Below are 23,070 nucleotides of genomic sequence, written 5' to 3'. Positions count from 1 at the left end.
CGATTAGGCGACCGTAATTGACGATTCTGTATCGGAAGCATCCAAAACAACCCTGATGGACTCGCCAATCGACACATTTTCAAGTGTCGCAGCGTCCTGCCAGCTATTGCCTCCCCCATTGGTATCGACCTGCAGCGTCGCATCTCCACCACCTGCATCAACGGCGCGAACATCACCTGAGATTACTGTCTCATCGACGGTGCCACCTCCAAATGCGAGGCCTAGCAGCGCCGAAATATCGAGTCTGTCGCCGTCGCCGCTGAAGTCATAGTCGGTGATCAGGTCAGCGTCAGCCAGGGAGTCCAGAACAAACGTATCTGCGCCCCCGTTACCAGTCAGGGTATCTGCCCCAAGACCGCCAGCAATGAGGTCCTCACCCTCGGTTCCCAGAATGGTGTCATCACCCCTGAGGCCGTTCAGTATTACCGGACCAATGCCGACGTTAGACAAGCCCGACAAGTCGATCGTATTCGGGTTGCCATTTTGATTGGTTCCGTTGATCGCATGGCTGCCGGTGTCAATTCTCTCCACATTGTTTGGATCAAAATCATCAACGGTGATGTCGCCGGTCAGCAAGAGCGTGTCGGTGTCTCCACCTCCATCGATGAGTGTACCGATCTCATTCCCCTCGAGGACGAATGTGTCATTGCCACTGTTACCGTTCAAAATATCAGCGCCAGCACCACCATTTATGGTGTCTGCTCCGGTACCACCGTTGACTGTATCGACCCCTTCACCACCGTTCAGTGTATCATCACCGCCGCCACCGTTCAGTGTATCATCGCCGTTTTCACCATTTAGAGTATCGTTCTGTTCGGTTCCCCATACAGTATCGATGCCTCGACCAGCGTTCACAACTACGCCTGCGGCGATCGCTGCTCCCAGATTGTTAACGGACGTCATGCCCCGCAGATCAATCGTCCGGTTGGAACTGTTGCCACCATCACCATTGATCGCATGGCCATTGGTCTGAATGCGTTCGACATTGGTTGGATCGAAGTCCTGTACCGTAATGTCACTGGTCAGCTCAATCGTGTCGGTGTCACCACCCCCATTGATCGTCGTTCCAATTTCGTTTCCGTTGAGCAAGATGCGATCGTCACCAGCATTGCCGTTCAGCGTGTCAGAACCAGTGCCACCGTCAATCGTGTCATTGCCGGTTCCACCGTTGATCTCATCATTATCCGCACCGCCGTTCAGTATGTCATTGCCGCCGCCGCCGTTCAGAGTATCGTTGCCGTTGTCACCATTGAGTGTATCGTCCTCTTCGGTTCCCCAAACAGTGTCTGTTCCTCTTCCCGCATTGACGGTCACGCCTATTGACGTCGCGCCGTTAATGTCAACAGAAGTCATGCCTCGCAGATCAATCGTCCTGTTGGAACTGTTGCCACCATCACCATTGATCGCATGGCCATTGGTCTGAATGCGTTCGACATTGGTTGGATCGAAGTCCTGCACCGTAATGTCACTGGTCAGCTCAATCGTATCGGTATCACCACCCCCATTGATCGTCGTTCCAATTTCGTTTCCGTCGAGCAGGATGCGATCGTCACCAGCATTGCCGTTCAGCGTGTCAGAACCAGTGCCACCGTCAATCGTGTCATTGCCGGTTCCACCGTTGATCTCATCATTCCCGGAACCGCCGTTCAGCTCATCATCACCGCCTTCACCATTCAGGGTGTCGTTGCCGTTCTCACCATTGAGCGTATCGTTCTGGTTGGTTCCCCAGACAGTGTCTGTCCCTCTACCAGCGTTGACCGTAACTCCAGTTGCAATAGTCGAACCGGATCCGTCTACCGAAGTTAGACCCCGCAGATCAATCGTCCGGTTGGAACTGTTGCCACCATCACCATTGATCGCATGGCCATTGGTCTGAATGCGTTCGACATTGGTTGGATCGAAGTCCTGCACCGTAATGTCACTGGTCAGCTCAATCGTATCGGTGTCACCACCTCCATTGATCGTCGTTCCAATTTCGTTTCCGTCGAGCAGGATGCGATCGTCACCAGCATTGCCGTTCAGCGTGTCAGAACCAGTGCCACCGTCAATCGTGTCATTACCGGTTCCACCGTTGATCTCATCATTCCCGGAACCGCCGTTCAGCTCATCATCACCGCCTTCACCATTCAGGGTGTCGTTGCCGTTCTCACCATTGAGCGTATCGTTCTGGTTGGTTCCCCAGACAGTGTCTGTCCCTCTACCAGCGTTGACCGTAACTCCAGTTGCAATAGTCGAACCGGATCCGTCTACCGAAGTTAGACCCCGCAGATCAATCGTCCGGTTGGAACTGTTGCCACCATCACCATTGATCGCATGGCCATTGGTCTGAATGCGTTCGACATTGGTTGGATCGAAGTCCTGCACCGTAATGTCACTGGTCAGCTCAATCGTATCGGTGTCACCACCTCCATTGATCGTCGTTCCAATTTCGTTTCCGTCGAGCAGGATGCGATCGTCACCAGCATTGCCGTTCAGCGTGTCAGAACCAGTGCCACCGTCAATCGTGTCGTCACCATTGCCGCCGTTGATAGTATCGTCGCCACCTTCACCCAAGAGAATATCGTCTCCGTTGGATCCGGTAATAGTATCGTTACTGCCGCGTCCCAGAACCAAATAAGTTTCCGATGTCACCCCGCCTGCCGCAGTTGCAACATCGAGCGTGTCAGCATTTGGCGTACCAACAAGAACTCTGTCAAAAGGCATGAACGTGTCATTAACTGTGACGCCTTTGACGATTGTTTCGAAATCATAAACATCGAACGAGAGTCCACCAGCACTCACGGTACCGTTAAATCCGGCACCAGGTGTGAGAGCATCGATCTGTGCGATCAGGGCAGCATCTGCAGCTTGATCAAGTGTCAGGGCGATCCGAAGAGTGTCGGTACCACTGCCTCCGCGATATGTGACGTGATCACCTGAGATCTGAGATGTCGTGACCGTGTCATTCCCGCCTTGACCGTCAACGGTGAGTCCGTCAACAAGCTGAATATCGCGGAAATCCAGGTCATTTGCGGAATTAGTTCCCCTTACGATCACACCTGAATTGCCATTTGCATCAATTACCTCAATGCCGCTGCTTGCAGCATCGAAGTCACCGAGAATACCGATACGCGCATTGTTCGAGATGGCCGCAATCGTGTCGGTGTCACCGGAAGAACCGCTATCCTGGTAGGTGTCATACCCATGGCCCGTCCCGGAAACCTGATAGGTATCAGAGCCTTCCGCGCCGTCGAGCGTGTCATTGCCCGAGTTGCCACGGATCGTGTCATCACTTGCAGAGCCCGTGATCGTGTCGTTTCCGCCCTGACCATCAATGAACGAGATATCCGTCAGCGAGATGTTGCTGAAGTCAAGATCGTTGGCATTGTTGTCACCGCGGATAAGAACACCAGAGAAACCAGTCCCTGTGATCGCCTCAATGCCGCTGCTTGCAGCATCGAAGTCACCAAGAAGACCGATACGTGCGTTGTTCGAGATGGCCGCAATCGTGTCGGTGTCACCGGAAGAACCGCTGTCCTGATAGGTGTCATACCCATGACCCGTGCCGGAAACCTGATACGTATCAGAGCCTTCCGCGCCGTCGAGCGTGTCATTGCCCGAGTTGCCACGGATCGTGTCATCACTTGCAGAGCCCGTGATCGTGTCGTTTCCGCCCTGACCATCAATGAACGAGATATCCGTCAGCGAGATGTTGCTGAAGTCAAGATCGTTGGCATTGTTGTCGCCGCGGATAAGAACACCGGAGAAACCAGTCCCTGTGATCGCCTCAATGCCGCTGCTTGCAGCATCGAAGTCACCAAGAAGACCGATACGCGCGTTGTTCGAGATGGCCGCAATCGTGTCGGTGTCACCGGAAGAACCGCTGTCCTGATAGGTGTCATACCCATGACCCGTGCCGGAAACCTGATACGTATCAGAGCCTTCCGCGCCGTCGAGCGTGTCATTGCCCGAGTTGCCACGGATCGTGTCGTCACTTGCAGAGCCGGTGATCGTGTCGTTGCCGCCCTGACCATCAATGAATGAGATATCCGTCAGCGAGATGTTGCTGAAGTCAAGATCGTTGGCATTGTTGTCGCCGCGGATAAGAACACCGGAGAAACCAGTCCCTGTGATCGCCTCAATGCCGCTGCTTGCAGCATCGAAGTCACCAAGAAGACCGATACGCGCGTTGTTCGAGATGGCCGCAATCGTGTCGGTGTCACCGGAAGAACCGCTGTCCTGATAGGTATCATACCCATGACCCGTGCCGGAAACCTGATACGTATCAGAGCCTTCCGCGCCGTCGAGCGTGTCATTGCCCGAGTTGCCACGGATCGTGTCGTCACTTGCAGAGCCTGTGATCGTGTCGTTGCCGCCCTGACCATCAATGAACGAGATATCCGTCAGCGAGATGTTGCTGAAGTCAAGATCGTTGGCATTGTTGTCACCGCGGATAAGAACACCGGAGAAACCAGTCCCTGTGATCGCCTCAATGCCGCTGCTTGCAGCATCGAAGTCACCAAGAAGACCGATACGCGCATTGTTCGAGATGGCCGCAATCGTGTCGGTGTCACCGGAAGAACCGCTGTCCTGATAGGTGTCATACCCATGACCCGTGCCGGAAACCTGATAAGTATCAGAGCCTTCCCCACCGTCGAGCGTGTCATTGCCCGAATTGCCACGAATGATGTTTGCACCCGCGTTTCCGTTGATGATGTTAGCAGAACCGTTGCCAATTACGTCGAACGGCGCGTCACCAAGCAACGTTATTGTCGTCACAGATCCGCCCAATGTGAAGACGTTGCCTGTGTCGTCGCTTTGGCCTTCGATCCGAAGATTGTCCTTTGTAACTGTAAGGCTTTCACCTGTCACAGTGCCCGCCAGGTTGATGCGATACGAGTCTAGAGCATCGGCATGGGCCGCCTGGAGAGTGGCATAGGTGTTGACGAGATCATCGTTCTGATCGAACAGGTGGACCGGCTGGGTCAGATCGAACGTAATGTTGGTGAACTGCAGGAATTCGACATTGACCTCAGCGATGTCGGTTCCGTCGCTGCCAACAGTGTCCACAATGGTTACTGTTCCGTCGGTGGCAATGGTGATCAGATAGTTTTCCCGAGGACCATTGGCCACGTAGGTGTCGGTATCGTCGCCACCATCAAAGTGATCATCACCTACGCCGGAAATGAAAGTGTCATCGCCAGCGTTGCCGGAGAAGTCGATCCCAACCTCGGAGGTAGCTCCACTTGTGGTCATACCCGAAGCATCAACCAGATCGTTGTCGGCGCTTCCCTCGACCGTGATTGTGTTCACGTTGATACCGGAACCGGCAAAATCGCCAGCAATATCCAGCGTTCCCGCACCCACAGAGAAATCTACAACAACTTCTTCAACGTCGCTAACGAGTGAAGTCGCTGACCCATCGAAAACGCTGAAGCCACCTCCGGGAATCGGTGCTCTGAGTTCAATCGTCTGGCTTGCAGACGTTGCATTGATCTGAAGCGTATCGTCACCGGTCGCAGATTGAGCGCCGCCATCGATAATGTCGGAGCCATCGCCAACATTGTAGATGATCAGGTCGTCGCCATCACCGGCGTTGACCGTATCGCCGTCAGCCCCACCGAAAATGATGTCATTGCCGTCACCACCATTCAGCGCATCGGCACCGCCACCTCCATTCAGGAGGTCTGCACCATCGGTGCCTGTAATGGTATCGCCGACAGGCGTGCCATTCACGATCGACTGCAGAACAACACCGTTGAACGGGAACAGCGGATGCCCTGCAGAGACACTCACTGCCGTCGTGTTGGTGAGTTGAACAGCCGAAAGGTCGACGGAACCATCGGCTCCCACCAAGTTGAAGGTGCCTGGACGTCCGATAACATCGGCGGGATTCGCATCGGAGTTGCCGATTGTGGGATCGATATAGGTGCCATATCCCCAGCCGGCGGCGATTGTTCCGGTTATATCGATCAGCGACAGCCCGGAAAGATCGTTGAACCCATGAACATAAATGCCGACTTTATCGAATGTGCCATTTATCTCGACACCGTCGATGACAACGATCCCGATCGGGTCGTTGACGTCATAGTCGTCCTGTTCGAAGCCAGCGATCTGGATCGCCGTGTCGGCGTCGCCTGTCGTGTTGTTGATCGTCACATCCTGGATCGTCGCATCGCCGCGATATTCGAACAGAACGATGTCGCCATCGCCATTGCTCGTACCATCACCATTGTCGGTGAAGGTAGAATCCTGGACGGTAACCTTGCCAACCCCATCCGAGCGACCGTTTACGAATACACCGTGATGGTCGTTGCCCTCGAAGGCTGAATTCAGGATCTCGATATGACCGACCGTGACAGTGCCGGTCGCGGACACGCCGTTTGTGCCGCCCGTGAAACCGATCCCGTCGATCGTAACGGTCCCAGTTCCAAGGTCGCCGACAATTGCAATTCCTGAGCCGCTCGGCGGATCAATGATCACGCTCGCTGCGCCGCCGCTACCTACCAGAGTGATCGCAACGTCGACCTCGACGGCCTCCAGGTAGGTACCTGGTGCAATCACGATGGTGTCACCGGCAACAGCTGCATCAACTGCCGCCTGAATGCTGGCAAAACCACCATTGCCGACCAGCAGGAAGCGGCCTGTCGCGTCTCCGACCGGATCGGTACCCTGGACAATTTCGACGCCAACGAGAACATCCGTTCCTTCACCGAACAGCGTAGCGTCAATCTGCCAGCCAGGCAGCGTTGAACCCGGATCAGGATCCAGATCTGCCACTGCCATGATGTTAGCAGCTGTTAGAACGCCGTTGTAAACTGCGGTATCGGTTCCATCGGTTGCCGCCGGGACAAAATCGTCACCGACGAGGAAATCGTTTCCTACTCCACCTTCAAGGTCATCGTCACCGCCGCGACCACGAATGAAATCGTTACCATCGGTACCCGTAATTTCCTGTCCAACCGGATCCTGACCCGGCTTGTCACCTTGCAACTCAACATGAATGCCGTTCGTTGCAGGCAAGATCAAGTTGAACCCTGACGCATCAACAACTGCGCCTTCAACACCATCGATATTGAAGACAGGGCCCCAGATGCTGGTTGCTCCGGACAGATCAAGGCCATCAATTTGCAAACCTGCAACTTCACCGAAGTTGAATATGCCGACAGGATTCTTGTGATACTCGCCCGTGACAGTGACATCAGTGAACAACACAGCACCGATGTCCGGCTCGTTAGCAGGAACAGGATTCGCGCTACCAGGCCCATTCAAGCCGCCAACGATTTCCACCGCGTTGTCGGGTCGGCCAGCTTCACCGACAACACCTGATGTACCTTCGAAGGTCACGGTGTCAAAAATCGCATCGCCGTCAAAGCCGAACAGCTTGATATGCGCAGTATTACCCGTTCCGGTGCCGTTCGACGAGAAACTGGAAAGGCTCACAATAAGCGCTTCCATAGTCGGCGTGCCGGACGGATTCCCCCCGTCGGTGGCAAATATACCTCTGTTCACAAAGCCTGAGATGTCGCCGTTGGTAAAGGTTAGAGTGCCAATATCCGCACCCGCCTCGACAACGATACCGGTGTTTCCGGTTCCAGCACCGTTCAGGTCGACATTGTCGAGTGTGACGTTACCGTTGCCGCTTGTGATTGTTGCAGCATTGCCGGAAGCCGCATCAACCGAAACGATGCCGATACCGACAAAGTTCAGAGCTTTGTCGATTACCAGGTTCTCAGCATAGCTACCTTCGAAGATCTCAACTCTGTCGCCATCACCCGTGCTGGCCGCGTCAATCGCCTCCTGGATCGTGGCATAAGACCCGAGAAGCACATTCGAGCTTCCGTCAAACACCAGAACGTTCGCTGTCAGATCAATGTCAACGCCATCACCGCCGAAGTCGATCCCTTCGATACCATAGAGCGACTCCTTGATGCCGCTGGTGGTGTTTTCGATCGTCCAGCTGCCGTCAGCAGCTCTTTCGATTACGTGATCTGCAGCAACGCCATCATAAACGGCAACGTCATTTTCGCCACGCACCGCGATGCGGTTGGCATCTACGCTTAGGTCGGTTCCATTCCCAAACAGTACGTCCTGCGAGTCCCCACCCTTCAGCGTGTCATCACCACCCTGGCCGATGAGCACATCGACGCCGTCCGAACCAGTAATTGTGTCACCAGCAACACCACCCAGTATGACGAGTGGATCACTTGGATCAGCGGATTCATTGCCTGTGTTACCTGCATCAAAGTCGATGCTGGTATTCAGGTTTCGCAAATTGAAGTCTGTGTCGACCCCATCGAAAACGTTGTCCTGGATCCCGGTGATATTGGAGTCACTGCCAACACCAATGCTGATACCAGAGCCGGAGTTGGAAATGGTGTTTCCAGAGACATCGCTTGTGGCGTCATCATAGGAATCCAGGTTCATCGCGGTGCGAACCGCATCAAAGTCATTATTGATAATTTTCAGCGAGCTGCTGGTGCCGTCGGACCAAACGCCAGACGTCCAGTTCGCCGTGGAGTATTTTCCGGTTGCATCGCCGCCGAAACTGTTTTCCTCAATCGTGATATTACCGGTCGCACCCGTTTGCAGATAAATCCCCCGGTCTGCATTCACGTCATTTGGCGCATTTGCACCAGTGGACGAGAAGATGCTGTTTTCAACCGTGACATCTGCGCCGCCGCTGACAGTCACACCATAGAAGGCGGTGCTGCTGTCGGTGGTGTTGGAGATCTCGATGCCGTCAATCACGACACTACCGCTCGTCGCAGTAACGGTGATTTCACCTTCGATCACGGACTCACTGGTGCGCGCGACACTGTCCCAGGCACGGCCATTGTTCGCGCCCTGGATCGTCAGGGCATGCGGGATGGTCACATCTTCGCTGAAAGTTACCCCGTCGCGCAGCTGGACCGTCTGACCCGCACTCGACGCGGCAACCGCTGCCTGGATCGTCTCGAAGGTGCCCAGTAGTGTCGTGCCATCCGTGTCGAACAGCTGGACGTCGTGGGCCAGGTTGATGGTCGCATCGCCAAAGGTGACAATCTCGATCTCGGACAGCGTGTCGCTGCCGTGGTCACCGTCGCTGTTGTCGGTGTCTTCGACCCCGGTCACGTCCGTGACAAAGCCATTGGCATCCTTGGTGACGGTCAGATCGTAGCCGTCCCGGTCACCAGAATATTCAACCGTGTCGCCAACACCCGCAGTCTCACCGGTTTCGCCACCGGTGAAGGTGTCGTCACCTTCCGTCGCAATGAAGGTATCGTCGCCGCCATTGGCGCGCAGATCGTCCTTGCCGCTCGTGCCGGTGATTTCGTCATTGCCGCTGCCTGTTTCAACCTTCAGCGTGTCCGGGCTGGAGTTGTTGGTTGAGGTGAGATCAAACTCAATGTCAGTGCCAACGTTGTTCAGTACGAAGTCATTGATGACATTCGCAAAGTCGTTGTTCGTGATGCTGGTGAGTTCGCTGTCACCAAGAATTGTGTCAATACGAACACCATAGGCGACCCGCGTCAGCGTATTGCCCGATATCACCGAAGATCCGTCGTCGTTAAACGTTGCCAGGATGACAGCGTAGGTCACGGAAGAGAAGTCGTTGTTGGTGATAACAAACTCAGCGCCCGTAGACGACGAGCTGATGGCATAGTTCCAGTTGCTGCCGTAGTGGCCGGCTTTGCTGCCGCCAAAGCTGCTTTCATCGACGGTAATCGTGCCATCAGCGCCGGAAATCACGTTAATCGCGCGATCCCCATTTGAATTGGCGGTTGTTGATGGCGAATCGAAGATGGTGTTTTCCACGGTGACATTTGCATCGCCCTCGATGCTGATAGCCGTGAAACTGACACCCGTGCCGCTATTGTTCTCAATTGTCACGCCATCGATGACAACAGTGCCACTTGGCGCAGAGACCGTCATTTCCCCGTCAATGACAGCCTCGTTGGAGCGGCTGCCATCGTCCCAGGCTTTTCCGGTATTCGGACCCAAAATCGAGACAGCATGACCAACGGACACGTCCTCTGCGTAGGTGCCTTCGCTCAGCCGGATGACATCATCTGTCGTGTTGCGTCCGGCAGAGGCATCCACCGCGTCCTGAATGGTTCCAAAGGTTGCCACGAGATTTCCAGCGGCGTCGAACAATTGCACCGGAGCGGTGAGGTCCAAATCGCCATCGGCAAACGAAAACACTTCGATTTCGGACACGCTGTCCGTGCCCGTGTTGTTGGAACCGTTGTCTGCTACTTGAGAAATGTCGATTACAAAGCCATTGGCGTCCTTCACGAGTGTGAGTGTGTAGGTATCCAGATTGCCAGAAAGCACAATCGTGTCACCGACGGTCTCACCTGTTTCACCGCCAGTGAATGTGTCATCTCCAACGCCGGACTTGAACGTATCGTCGCCACCGTTGCCGTTGAAATCGATCCCGACTTTGGAATCCGGGTCGGTGCCCGTCATCGCGCTGGCGTCAACTATGTCCGCATCATCTCCGCCTTCGACGGTTATGGTGTTCACGTTGATACCTGAGTTCACGAAGTCGTTGGTAACATTCAGCGTGCCACTGCCGGCCGAGAAATCAACGGAGACTTCCTCGACATCATCAACATCTACCGTTTCACCATTGGACGTTACAGTGAAACCATCGTTATCGTCACCAGGAGCATCGAGCGTAATGGTCTGACCTGCTGCAGTGGAGAACACATTCAATGTGTCCCCAACCACTGAGTTGGCACCGCCATCAATCTCATCATTGCCGTCGCCGACACGCCAGATAATGGTGTCATCGCCTGCACCGCCCAATACGATGTCATCCCCAAGGCCGCCATCAAGCGTATCATTGCCTGGGTTATGCACAAACGTGGCGCCATGATCGCCAATCAGGACGTCGTCTTCCGAACCACCTGTCAACGTGTCACTGGCGTGGAAACCGATGAGGAGTGCGCGCTCTCCGTTCGGAGCAACCAGATTGTCAACACCGTTATGGCCGCGTACGAGCGTATAAGTGCCTTCGGTAAACTGCAGTTTTTCAACCTGGAACAGCCTTGTTACACCGTCGCCGTCGGCACGGGTATCCGTTACTCTTGTCTCGCCACCGCCGTAAGTCTGGAAGTAGTAATCAAGCACTGAGCCAGTGAAGACAGCCGTATCGGTATCGTCACCACCACGCAGAATGTCCGTGCCAGCGCCGCCTTTGAGCGTGTCGTCTCCTGCACCACCGATCAGTTCGTTGTTTTCATCACCACCAATTAGAATGTCGGCCTCGGAGCCGCCGGTTGCGTCATCAATGCCGGCAACGCTGTCAACACCGACGACAGGCCCCTGCCCGGTGCGATCGGTAGACGTATCCGCTGCCACTGTCTGGCTATCGATCGTCTCGGAATCGTCGGAAAGATTGACAAAGACACCTGTTGTCAATGCCGAATAGTCGATCGAGGAGATCGTACCTGCAGCATCAACCCGAACGGTAAAGCTGCTGTCGGCACTCACATCACCATCGGAATCGGTCGCATTAAAGGCAAAGGTCAAGTCAATGTAGTGTTCGGTGACACCTGCTGGTGTGTCGAACGGCGCCGCATGATCAAGTGGCTGCAATAGCTCGAAATCATAGCTGCCCGCCGTATCACCGTCCGAGAGCGTGACAGTAAACACCGCGTTTGCCAGATCCGTTGCATCTGTTGGTGCTACATCGGTAGGCTCTGGCAGAGAGTAGCCAATAAGAACAGTGCCGAAGAGAATAAATTCAACATCGTTGCCATTGGAGGTCAGCGTCGCAGTAGACAGAGTCCCCCCTGGTTCCGTAACCGTGACGTTGGTTTCTGCCGTCGCCGAGGCAAAGGATACGGAGCGGTCAGCGGATCCGGCGCCGTCAGTCGGGTTCGCATCATCAACACCCCAGTCTACACCAAGGGAAACACCCGTCAGTGCCGTTGTGCCATCCTCAAAAACCGTCTCCATTGAAGGAGCAGTGATTGCAACACCGTCGTCCGAAATCCGAATATACGCGCCGGCGCTATCCGTATCGCCGTCACCATCAGTGACCGTGAAGTCAATGCGCAGAGCAATGACGTCTTCGGCACCTGATTCACCCACATCTGGATGATCGAACCCAACGAACTGCTCATAGGTGTAACTGCCATCAGGCTGAACAATGATCTGGAAGACCGGTGTTCCGGATGTTTCCGTCACGCCATTGATCGTAATGACGCCAGTACCGGCGTCAGTTATTGACGTAGAGGTAACAAGTTCACCACCCACGCTCAATTCAGCGCGCTGAGAGCCAGCTGGCTCTTCCTGGTCAAACCGGTTCACATAAACGCCGCGTGATCCCATTGTCGCTTCGGTGACCGTTGCGCCATCAACGCCAGGGTCGAACTGAAGTGTTCCGGCTATCAGCGTATTGAGCTGCGTAGCCTCGTCTCCGGCGATGTGAGATCCCGCCCAAAGAGCGTCTGGACCATCGTCTTCCACAAAGATCAGCGCACTGGACTCATCCGTATCGCCATCTCCGTCTGTAACGGTGAAGTTCAAACGAAGCGCGATCGGATCGTCTACACCTGTTTCATCAGCATCAGGATGATCAAACGCAACTTCCTGCACATAGGTGTAGTTGCCGTCCGGCTGGACAACAAGCGTGAACGCAGTCGCTCCAGTGCTCGCGATTATTCCGGTCACGGTAATCACACCACTTGGATCAGTGGTTGTGTCAGTCGTGATGGGCTCGCCGCCGCTTGTCAGATCGATGCGGCGGTCTGAACCCGTTTCTTCAACATCAAGCGCACGCAGGTTGTCGTTGTTGCGCGCGAAGAAGCTGACATCAGTGACAGTTGCTCCATCTGCGCCACCATCAAACTGCAACTGGCCCGAGATTGTATCGCCAAGTTGTGTCGCTTCATCCAGACCAATGTTGGAACCACTGCGGAATGCAGTCGGACCGTCGTCGTCGAAGGTAACATCGGCACCAATCGACACCTCTTTGGACACCTCATCACCATCAGCATCGGTAATAGTCAGAACTGCCGAAAGCTTACCTGCAAGGTCAATGTGTTCATCGGAACTTGTTGTGTCCGGGTGTTTCAGCGATTGATACTGAACGATGCTGACACGGCCTCGGAGATCGATGTGGATAGCAAATACCGCCTCACCCGATGCAATCCGGCCAATCACAAGCCCATCTTCCGGTGACAGTGTGATCGCTTCATCTTCTGTTGTGAAGAGCCCTGAGTCCGCATCATCAATACGAAGCTCAAGTTCACGTGTTGCGGTTTCATCCGTACCGACATTCACGTCATAATCGACGACATCAAACCGTGCGTAGATCTCACCAATGAGATCCGCATCGGATCCAGTATTGGTGACACCCGTAAAGAGCGCGACAACATTCGGATTATACTGGCCTGTCGTCTCGTTGAAGACATTGTCGCTGTGATCACCATACGTCTCATCAATGCGAACGTAGTCGTCTACCCAGATATCCGGCTCAGGCACGTCATCCGTAACACTGACAAGAAACTGCCCGGCAAGACCAATGGTATCGCCATCACCGTCAGTCGCTTCGATAACGGCTCCAAAATCAATCTCATCCAAAGAGCCAGCACCTGCGACAAGCTCGGCGTCTTCACCATTACCTGCCACGTGATCGAGCTGATCATGCAGTCGTAAGATGTAGTCCCCGCCAGCATTCAATTGAAGGCTGATTACCGGACGGTCGGCAAAGGGGTTAAAGACGTCGTTGCCGTTGTCGACATATCCGACAAGTAAAGTGGCTCCCCCAACTGTGCTAACCGTAAATGAGAGCGCTTCACCATTTGAACTCAGTCCAAGCGCTTCCATTGTCGTTGCTGCGTCCGCGGCGAAAGCAAAACCATCGCTGGCTGCGGCCCCATCTGCTCCAAACGAAACGGTGCTTGCAATCGAACCGCTGGCAAATGCCGGGCCAATGAAGTCAAAACCTCCGGTAGTCGATCCGTCTGTGTCACCATCGGCAGGGTTGTTGCCTTGCGACTGCAGATTAAAAATGTCGTCTTCGTCGACCGTAATGCTGACCACATCTGACGTGATCGGCACGTCATCGATGATTTCGATCTGGAAGCGGCTTGCAGAGATTGCAATTGTGTCGCCGTCCGCATCTTCGGCCCGCAGAAGCGAGGAGAAGTCCAGCGTCAGCGTTTCTTCATCAGCAGGCGTTGCAGGATCAGACGCTGTGCCGTGGTCAATCTGGCCTTCAAGCGTGAAGGTGTAAGTGCCGTCTGCCAGGACCACCAGCGTGAAGACGGATTCCGTGCCTGCTGTTGCCGCAAGCGTGTAGCCGCTTGTTGCATCCCCGGTCAGTTCATACTCGACCGCAACACCGGCAGAGGTCAGATTGTGCGTGGTGGCAAGAGCCACCGCATCGCCAACCATGCTGAACTCGGCAAGACCTGCACCCGCATCAGGGTCCGCATCCGCACCAACCGACACAAGCGACTGAAGACTGCCCGTCGCAACTTCTGTTGTCCGGTCATTGTTTGCCGGACGACCGCTGCCGGCAAGCGTGTCACCATCGTTGCCATCGGCATCGAACGCATCATCGTTGCCACCGGTAAGATGCTCTTCCTCAACCGTGCCGACAACCGCGTCCGCGGTCGTCTCGACCGGAACATCATCGATGATGTTGATCTCAAAGCGATCGTCGGAAATGCCGATCACATCGCCGTCCCCGTCCTCTGCCCGAAGGATCGAGGAGAAGTCCAGCGTCAGCGTTTCTTCAAGAGAAGGTGTCGCAGGATCAGATGCGGTGCTGTGGTCAATCTGACCGAGCAGCGTGAACGTGTAGCTGCCATCCGCATTCACCAACAGCGTGAAGACGGATTCCGAGCCGGCTGTTGCCGTCAGCGTGTAACCGATCGTTGCATTGCCGGCGACCGCATAGGTCACCGCAGCGCCTGCAGAGGTCAGGTTGTGAGCAGTCTGCAGCGCTGCAACATTGCTGATCAGGCTGAACTCGGCAAGACCGGCACCAATGTCGGGATCATCATCCGCGCCAACAGAAACAAGCGACTGGAGGTTGCCGGAAACAGCAGGTCCGACGATATCAAGCTCGCCATCCGTGCCACCATCCGTATCACCATCATTGCCTTCGGCATCGACAGTGTCCTCATTGCCGTCCGTCAGTCCCTCTTCTTCAACCGTACCAACAACAGCTGCTGCCGTTGTCTCGATCGGCACGTCATCGATGATTTCGATCTGGAAGCGGCTTGCAGAGATTGCAATTGTGTCGCCGTCCGCATCTTCGGCCCGCAGAAGCGAGGAGAAGTCCAGCGTCAGCGTTTCTTCATCAGCAGGCGTTGCAGGATCAGACGCTGTGCCGTGGTCAATCTGGCCTTCAAGCGTGAAGGTGTAAGTGCCGTCTGCCAGGACCACCAGCGTGAAGACGGATTCCGTGCCTGCTGTTGCCGCAAGCGTGTAGCCGCTTGTTGCATCCCCGGTCAGTTCATACTCGACCGCAACACCGGCAGAGGTCAGATTGTGCGTGGTGGCAAGAGCCACCGCATCGCCAACCATGCTGAACTCGGCAAGACCTGCACCCGCATCAGGGTCCGCATCCGCACCAACCGACACAAGCGACTGAAGACTGCCCGTCGCAACTTCTGTTGTCCGGTCATTGTTTGCCGGACGACCGCTGCCGGCAAGCGTGTCACCATCGTTGCCATCGGCATCGAACGCATCATCGTTGCCACCGGTAAGATGCTCTTCCTCAACCGTGCCGACAACCGCGTCCGCGGTCGTCTCGACCGGAACATCATCGATGATGTTGATCTCAAAGCGATCGTCGGAAATGCCGATCACATCGCCGTCCCCGTCCTCTGCCCGAAGGATCGAGGAGAAGTCCAGCGTCAGCGTTTCTTCAAGAGAAGGTGTCGCAGGATCAGATGCGGTGCTGTGGTCAATCTGACCGAGCAGCGTGAACGTGTAGCTGCCATCCGCATTCACCAACAGCGTGAAGACGGATTCCGAGCCGGCTGTTGCCGTCAGCGTGTAACCGATCGTTGCATTGCCGGCGACCGCATAGGTCACCGCAGCGCCTGCAGAGGTCAGGTTGTGAGCAGTCTGCAGCGCTGCAACATTGCTGATCAGGCTGAACTCGGCAAGACCGGCACCAATGTCGGGATCATCATCCGCGCCAACAGAAACAAGCGACTGGAGGTTGCCGGAAACAGCAGGTCCGACGATATCAAGCTCGCCATCCGTGCCACCATCCGTATCACCATCATTGCCTTCGGCATCGACAGTGTCCTCATTGCCGTCCGTCAGTCCCTCTTCTTCAACCGTACCAACAACAGCTGCTGCCGTTGTCTCGATCGGCACGTCATCGATGATTTCGATCTGGAAGCGGCTTGCAGAGATTGCAATTGTGTCGCCGTCCGCATCTTCGGCCCGCAGAAGCGAGGAGAAGTCCAGCGTCAGCGTTTCTTCATCAGCAGGCGTTGCAGGATCAGACGCTGTGCCGTGGTCAATCTGGCCTTCAAGCGTGAAGGTGTAAGTGCCGTCTGCCAGGACCACCAGCGTGAAGACGGATTCCGTGCCTGCTGTTGCCGCAAGCGTGTAGCCGCTTGTTGCATCCCCGGTCAGTTCATACTCGACCGCAACACCGGCAGAGGTCAGATTGTGCGTGGTGGCAAGAGCCACCGCATCGCCAACCATGCTGAACTCGGCAAGACCTGCACCCGCATCAGGGTCCGCATCCGCACCAACCGACACAAGCGACTGAAGACTGCCCGTCGCAACTTCTGTTGTCCGGTCATTGTTTGCCGGACGACCGCTGCCGGCAAGCGTGTCACCATCGTTGCCATCGGCATCGAACGCATCATCGTTGCCACCGGTAAGATGCTCTTCCTCAACCGTGCCGACAACCGCGTCCGCGGTCGTCTCGACCGGAACATCATCGATGATGTTGATCTCAAAGCGATCGTCGGAAATGCCGATCACATCGCCGTCCCCGTCCTCTGCCCGAAGGATCGAGGAGAAGTCCAGCGTCAGCGTTTCTTCAAGAGAAGGTGTCGCAGGATCAGATGCGGTGCTGTGGTCAATCTGACCGAGCAGCGTGAACGTGTAGCTGCCATCCGCATTCACCAACAGCGTGAAGACGGAATCCGAGCCGGCTGTTGCCGTCAGCGTGTAACCGATCGTTGCATTGCCAGCGACCGCATAGGTCACCGCAACGCCTGCAGAGGTCAGGTTGTGAGCCGCCTGAAGCGCTGCAACATTGCTGATCAGGCTGAACTCGGCAAGATCAGCACCAATGTCGGGATCATCATCCGCGCCAACAGAAACAAGCGACTGGAGGTTGCCGGAAACAGCAGGTCCGACGATATCAAGCTCGCCATCCGTGCCACCATCCGTATCACCATCATTGCCTTCGGCATCGACAGTGTCCTCATTGCCGTCCGTCAGTCCCTCTTCTTCAACCGTACCTGCAATCGTTGTCGCGGTTTCAATTGGTGCATCGTCATCAACGATGACACGGAAGGTGCTGGAAATGATGTCGCCATCGCCGTCTTGAGCGGTAAAGCCGAATTCCAGGCGAATGTTGTCTTCCTTGCTGTCGGCACCACCAAGGTCATGGTCCAAGGTGTCGAACAACTCAAAACTGTAAGCACCCGCACCTTCGTCCGTCAGGCTGACACGAAAGACGACCGCGTCGGCCGGGGTGGTGGCATCGCCGTTCAAAGCAGCAAAAGTGGCGTCTATGCCCGTATAGGCGAGCAGAATCGTACCATCGGCATTCAGGACAAATTTCACGTCGTTGCCATCGGACGTCAGGCCACCGTCAAGCGGCGTCGTGCCTCGTGTCGCGGTGACATCCGGTGCACCGGTACCATCTGTCGAGAAAATCACCGAGCGGTCGCCGTCCGCACCAGGAGTGTCCTGGACATAAAGATTGCCGGTCAGTTCGTCACTGACCGCGTCGTCGTCGGCACTGTCGGCACCCCAGGAGATGTTCAGGCTCGTACCGGAATCAGTCGGCACGCCATCAAAGTCTCCCGGATTATCTGGGTAGGACTCGCCAGGATTACCGCCTGCAAGGCCCTCTTCGTCCACCTGCGTTGTCGCGATATCTCCGGTAAACTCCGGTGCATCGTCATCAACGATGACACGGAAAGTACTGGAAATGATGTCGCCATCGCCGTCTTGAGCGGTAAAGCCGAATTCCAGGCGAATGTTGTCTTCCTTGCTGTCGGCACCACCAAGGTCATGGTCCAAGGTGTCGAACAACTCAAAACTGTAAGCACCCGCACCTTCGTCCGTCAGGCTGACACGAAAGACGACCGCGTCGGTCGGGGTGATGGCATCGCCGCTCAAAGCAGCAAAAGTGGCGTCTGCGCCCGTATAGGCAAGCAGGATCGTACCGTCGGCATTCAGGACAAATTTCACGTCGTTGCCATCGGACGTCAGGCCACCGTCAAGCGGCGTCGTGCCTCGTGTCGCGGTGACATCCGGTGCACCTGTACCATCTGTCGAGAAAATCACCGAGCGGTCGCCGTCCGCACCAGGCGTGTCCTGGACATAAAGATTGCCGGTCAGTTCATCAGTGACCGCGTCGTCGTCGGCACTGTCGGCACCCCAGGAGATGTTCAGGCTCGTGCCGGATTCAGTCGGCACACCATCAAAGTCTCCAGGATTATCAGGGTAGGACTCGCCAGGATTACCACCTGCAAGGCCCTCTTCGTCTACCTGCGTTGTCGCGATAGCTCCGGTAAACTCCGGTGCATCGTCATCAACGATGACACGGAAGGTACTGGTAATCGCGTCACTATCACTGTCCAGAGCCGTGAAATCGAACTCAAGACGAATGTTGTCTTCTTTGCTGTCCGCGCCACCAAGGTCATGATCCAGTGTGCCCAGCAGTTCAAAGCTGTAAGCGCCTGTGCCCTCGTCCGTCAGGCTGACGCGGAAGACAACTGCGCTATCCGGGGATGCCGCGGCGCCGTTCAAAGCAGCAAATGTCGCATTAGCACCCGTATAGGCCAGCAGGATTGTGCCGCCATCATTCAGGACAAACTTAACTTCATTTCCTTCTGAAGTCAGTCCGCCATCAAGAGGCGCCGTGCCGCGGGTTGCGGTCACGCTGGGCGCACCAGAGCTGTCCGTTGTGAAGACCACGGACCGGTCACCCATGCCGCCAGGTGTGTCCTGAACGAAAAGATCTCCGGTCTTCTCATCGGTGACCGCGTCGCCGTCACCGTCGTCAGCGCCCCAGGAGATATTCAGGTCAGCGCCCGATACGGTTTCTTCGCCCTCGAAGTCACCTGGATTGTCGGGATAAGACTCACCTGGATTGCCGCCTAGTAGTCCTTCTTCATCCACCTGCGTTGTCGCAACACTGCCATCGAAAACGAGAACATCGTCATCAACACCAACGGCGAATGTGGACGGCGTGACGTCACCGTCACCGTCTGTGACGTCATATTTGAACGTCAGGACAAGGCCATTCTCATCCTGTCCTTCAGGATGATCGAGCGCGTCTTGCAGTTCAAACTTGAACGAGCCGCTATCCCTATCAAAAAGTTCAACGGTGAATACATCGCGCCCGCCGGCCGTCGCCGTCAAAATATCCGCAGTGCTGTTGAGGCTGTAGGTAATTTCTTCGCCGTGGGAGGTCAGTCCGCGGCTTGTCAGAGCAGCGATCGCATCCGCTGCAAATGTAACAGCTCTGTCGCCCGCACCCGTTGAAGACCCACCATCTTCATCCCTGTTGCCATCATCCGCACCCCAGGAGATTTCCAGATCTCCATAGACAGTTGTGGCATCACCGTCGCCATCAAGGTCTGTATTTGTCTGGGGGGCGTCGTCTCCGGTTGCGTCGTTGTTGTTGCCGACGGCAAGGTCGTCTTCATCAACAACCGCATTTACCTGTGTCGATGCATCTGCATCTATGTTCAGGCTCCAGGAGCGTAGTTCGCCACCGTCCTGTGCCGGGGTACTATCAACGATCTCAAGTGTCCAAGTCCCAGACTGTTCAAAGCCATCCAGACTGGAAAGCGCGTCTTCAGTCGGCCGCCATACACCAGAAAAGGGCTGTGACGCTGCACTGAAGCTTTGCGCGGCCTCATCATCGAGAGTGATTACACCGTTTGCAACCCCACCGTCTTCATTGAAAACCAAGGCAATCCGAGTGCCGTCAGGTGCAATCAATGTGATTTGAAGGTCTTCAAAAAACGTATGCAGGATATCAATTGAGATATCCAAATCTTGAATGGCTCCAACGTCTGCAATTTCAATCGTCGACGTAATGGTCGCGCTGGATCCGGTTGCCGGAATTGGAATATTGATGTCGCCGGACTCGAAGGTACCGACTGCACGGCCGTCAAAGTCAAAAAGTGTTGCATCTCCGACAACCGCAACGTCATCATCCACTGCAACGGAAAAGGACGATGTTGAAGTGTCGCCGTCACTGTCAGTTGCAACAAATTCAAATTCCAGGACAAGGTCGTTCTCATCCCTGCCTTCGGGATGATCCAGTGCGTCTTGCAGATCGAATTTGAACGAACCGTTGTCCCTATCAAAAAGTTCGACTGTGAAAACAACGCGGTCTCCGGCTGTCGCCGTCAATAAATCGTTTTCAGGTTCATTCAGGCTATAGGAAACGACTTCCCCGTTAGAGGTCAGTCCGGCAGCTTCAAGACCGGCAATCGCATCAGCGGAGAACGTAATCGCGCGGTCGCCATTGCCGATCGACGTGCCACCGTCTTCGACGCTGTTGGCATTGTCCGCCCCCCAAGAAATCGCAAGGTCGCCGTAGACCGTGGTTGGATCCGTATCCGCATCCAACGTTGCATCGGTGACGGTATCCGCATCACCAGTTTGTCTATCAGCGTTGCCATCGGTCAAATCACCATTGGCACGCAAAAGATCATCTTCATCAACGATCGCATTGACAGGTGAACTCGACTCGATTTCAAGCGACCAGGAACGCAGCTCACCACCATCTTCGGCCAAGAAATCGTCAAAAATTTCCAGCGTCCAAGTGCCGGCCTGTTCCAGCCCGTCCAGACCGGAGAGCGCATCCTCAGTCGGCCGCCATACACCTGCATAGGGCGCGAATGCGGTGTCGAAACTCAGCGAGGCTTCGTCATCAAGCGTGATGACACCATCTGCGCCGCCTCGCCCTCCCTGATCGAAAATCAGTGCAATCCGCGTTCCATCAGGTGCAATCAGCGTTATTTCCAGATCAGACAGAAACGAATGCTGGATATCCAAAGATACATTGACATCTTGGATGGTTCCAGTCGCCGCAATGTCGATCGTGGAAGTAACAGTGACTTCATTACCATCACCACCGACTGGTATCGCAACATTCACTTCACCAGAATCGAAAGTCTGGGTGATAATGGAATCCAACACTTCCGGTTCACCGATAACCGGTGCATCGTCGTCCACCGTCACCTGGAAGGTCGAGGAAGCTGTATCGCCGTCGCCATCCGTCGCGGTATATGCGAACTCCAGAACGATATCGTCTTCGGTATCGGCTGCCGGGTGGTCAAGATTGTCGACAACAGTAAAGACATAGCTGCCGCTGTCGGCATCGGACAGTGTTGCAAAAAACACGACACCGGCGTCGGAAGTGGCCGTCGGTTCTGTGGCTCCCGTGTATCCAACCAGCGTTCCGTCGGTCAGGATTGCGACCGTGACCGCCAGACCATTGGATGTCAGACCGGTTAGTCCGGGCTGGCTTGCATCAAAGGCAACAGACCGGTCGCCAAGACCGCCGCCATCGGTTGGATTGGCATCATCAGCACCCCAATCAATGGCGAGATCGCCTGTCGACGTGAGCGCCGCGCCGGGAAGGTCGCCATCATAGCCGCTATCGACGTTGCCGTCGGCCAGGCCTTCTTCGTCAACGGATGTTGCGTCGGCATCACCAATCGTCAGAACATCGTCGGTGATGTTGACAGTAAACTCGGATGTCGCGCTGTCAGGAGAGAAATTGTCTCCGTCCGTCGCGATAAAGCCGAAGGTCAATGGAAGCACATTGTCTTCACCGACCGCAACGTGATCCAGATTGCCGAAAAGCTCAAAAATGTAGTTGCCACCGGCATTGCCATTCGGCAGCGTGATGATGTCGAGGGTCACCGTGAAAACGACTTCGGTGGTGCCCGTCTTCGTGGCTGTCAGGGTTTGTCCGCCATCACCCTCGGCATTGTCGGTGATGGTGAAGGTCAGCGGTGAGCCATCGGAGGTGACATCCGTCGGCAAATTGGAGAGGTCAAATTCCAAGCTGAGGTCTGTTCCGGCATTATCGCCAAAATCGAGATCCAGGCTTCCCGTGAACGAAAGTGGCGTGTCGCCTTCAAAGAGATCAGCCTCGGCCAGATCCCCCACATCGGGCGTACCGATTTCCGGAACCGTGTCCACTTCTCCGTCGATGAATTCGTTGTCAGGGCCGCCGTCGCCACCCGGGCCGCCGCCGTCAAGCAGGTCACCGAAACCAAGACCGTCGCCCAGAGCACCGATCTGAGTGTCTTCGAAATTCTGTCCCGAGCCCTGCGGTCCACCGAGTGCAGTTGCCAGATTGCTGGTTTCGCCGGCAGCAGTCTGGATCTCGTCGGCAGTCTGTGGGTTCGCAGCCGTTACAAAATCGTCAATGGAAATCGTTTCGCCATCGAAGACGATACCGACCTGCGACGCGCCGTCTCCGTCGAAGAAGCCCTGCACGATGATCATTCCACCATCGGCGAAAATCATCTGGAGATCGTCACCGATTCGGATGAACGAAATGTCCTCGTTCAGGATTTGCCGGAAGTCAACAAGTTGCCCTGACTGTCGAAGCGAAACGACACTTTGCTGTGCCGATGGCCGGGAAAGAACAAGGGGATCAGAGGGGTTTCCTCCTCCACCGTCTCCTCCTGAAGTCGCGTCATTAGAGAGCTGTGCAATCCGAACAAATTCATTCATAGCGAAACACTCGGTACTTTTTCATAAAACCCACTGAGGAATGTTTACAGTTTTTTCACCCTATATAAAACCCAAAGTTTTATTAACTTTATTAAAGGTAAACGCCGTCACTGAGGTGATTGTCCGCAACGTAAATCGCAACGCAACCTATAGATGAAGGAAGGT

1 protein-coding gene is annotated in these 23,070 nt (G+C 55.3%); it reads right to left on the bottom strand.

Annotated elements, in window-relative coordinates; all coding sequences use genetic code 11:
- Window positions 1-3: 3 nt before the first annotated feature.
- Window positions 4-22,905, bottom strand: a complete 22,902-nt coding sequence (locus tag FIV00_RS13725) for a DUF5801 repeats-in-toxin domain-containing protein (RefSeq protein WP_152501277.1) — start codon at window positions 22,903-22,905, stop codon at window positions 4-6.
- Between the last annotated feature and the right edge of the window lie 165 nt (window positions 22,906-23,070).

It is taken from the genome of Labrenzia sp. THAF82 (assembly GCF_009363435.1).
In the GTDB taxonomy this organism is placed as follows: Bacteria; Pseudomonadota; Alphaproteobacteria; order Rhizobiales; family Stappiaceae; genus Roseibium; species Roseibium porphyridii.
This window is presented reverse-complemented; position numbering and strand designations above follow the sequence as displayed.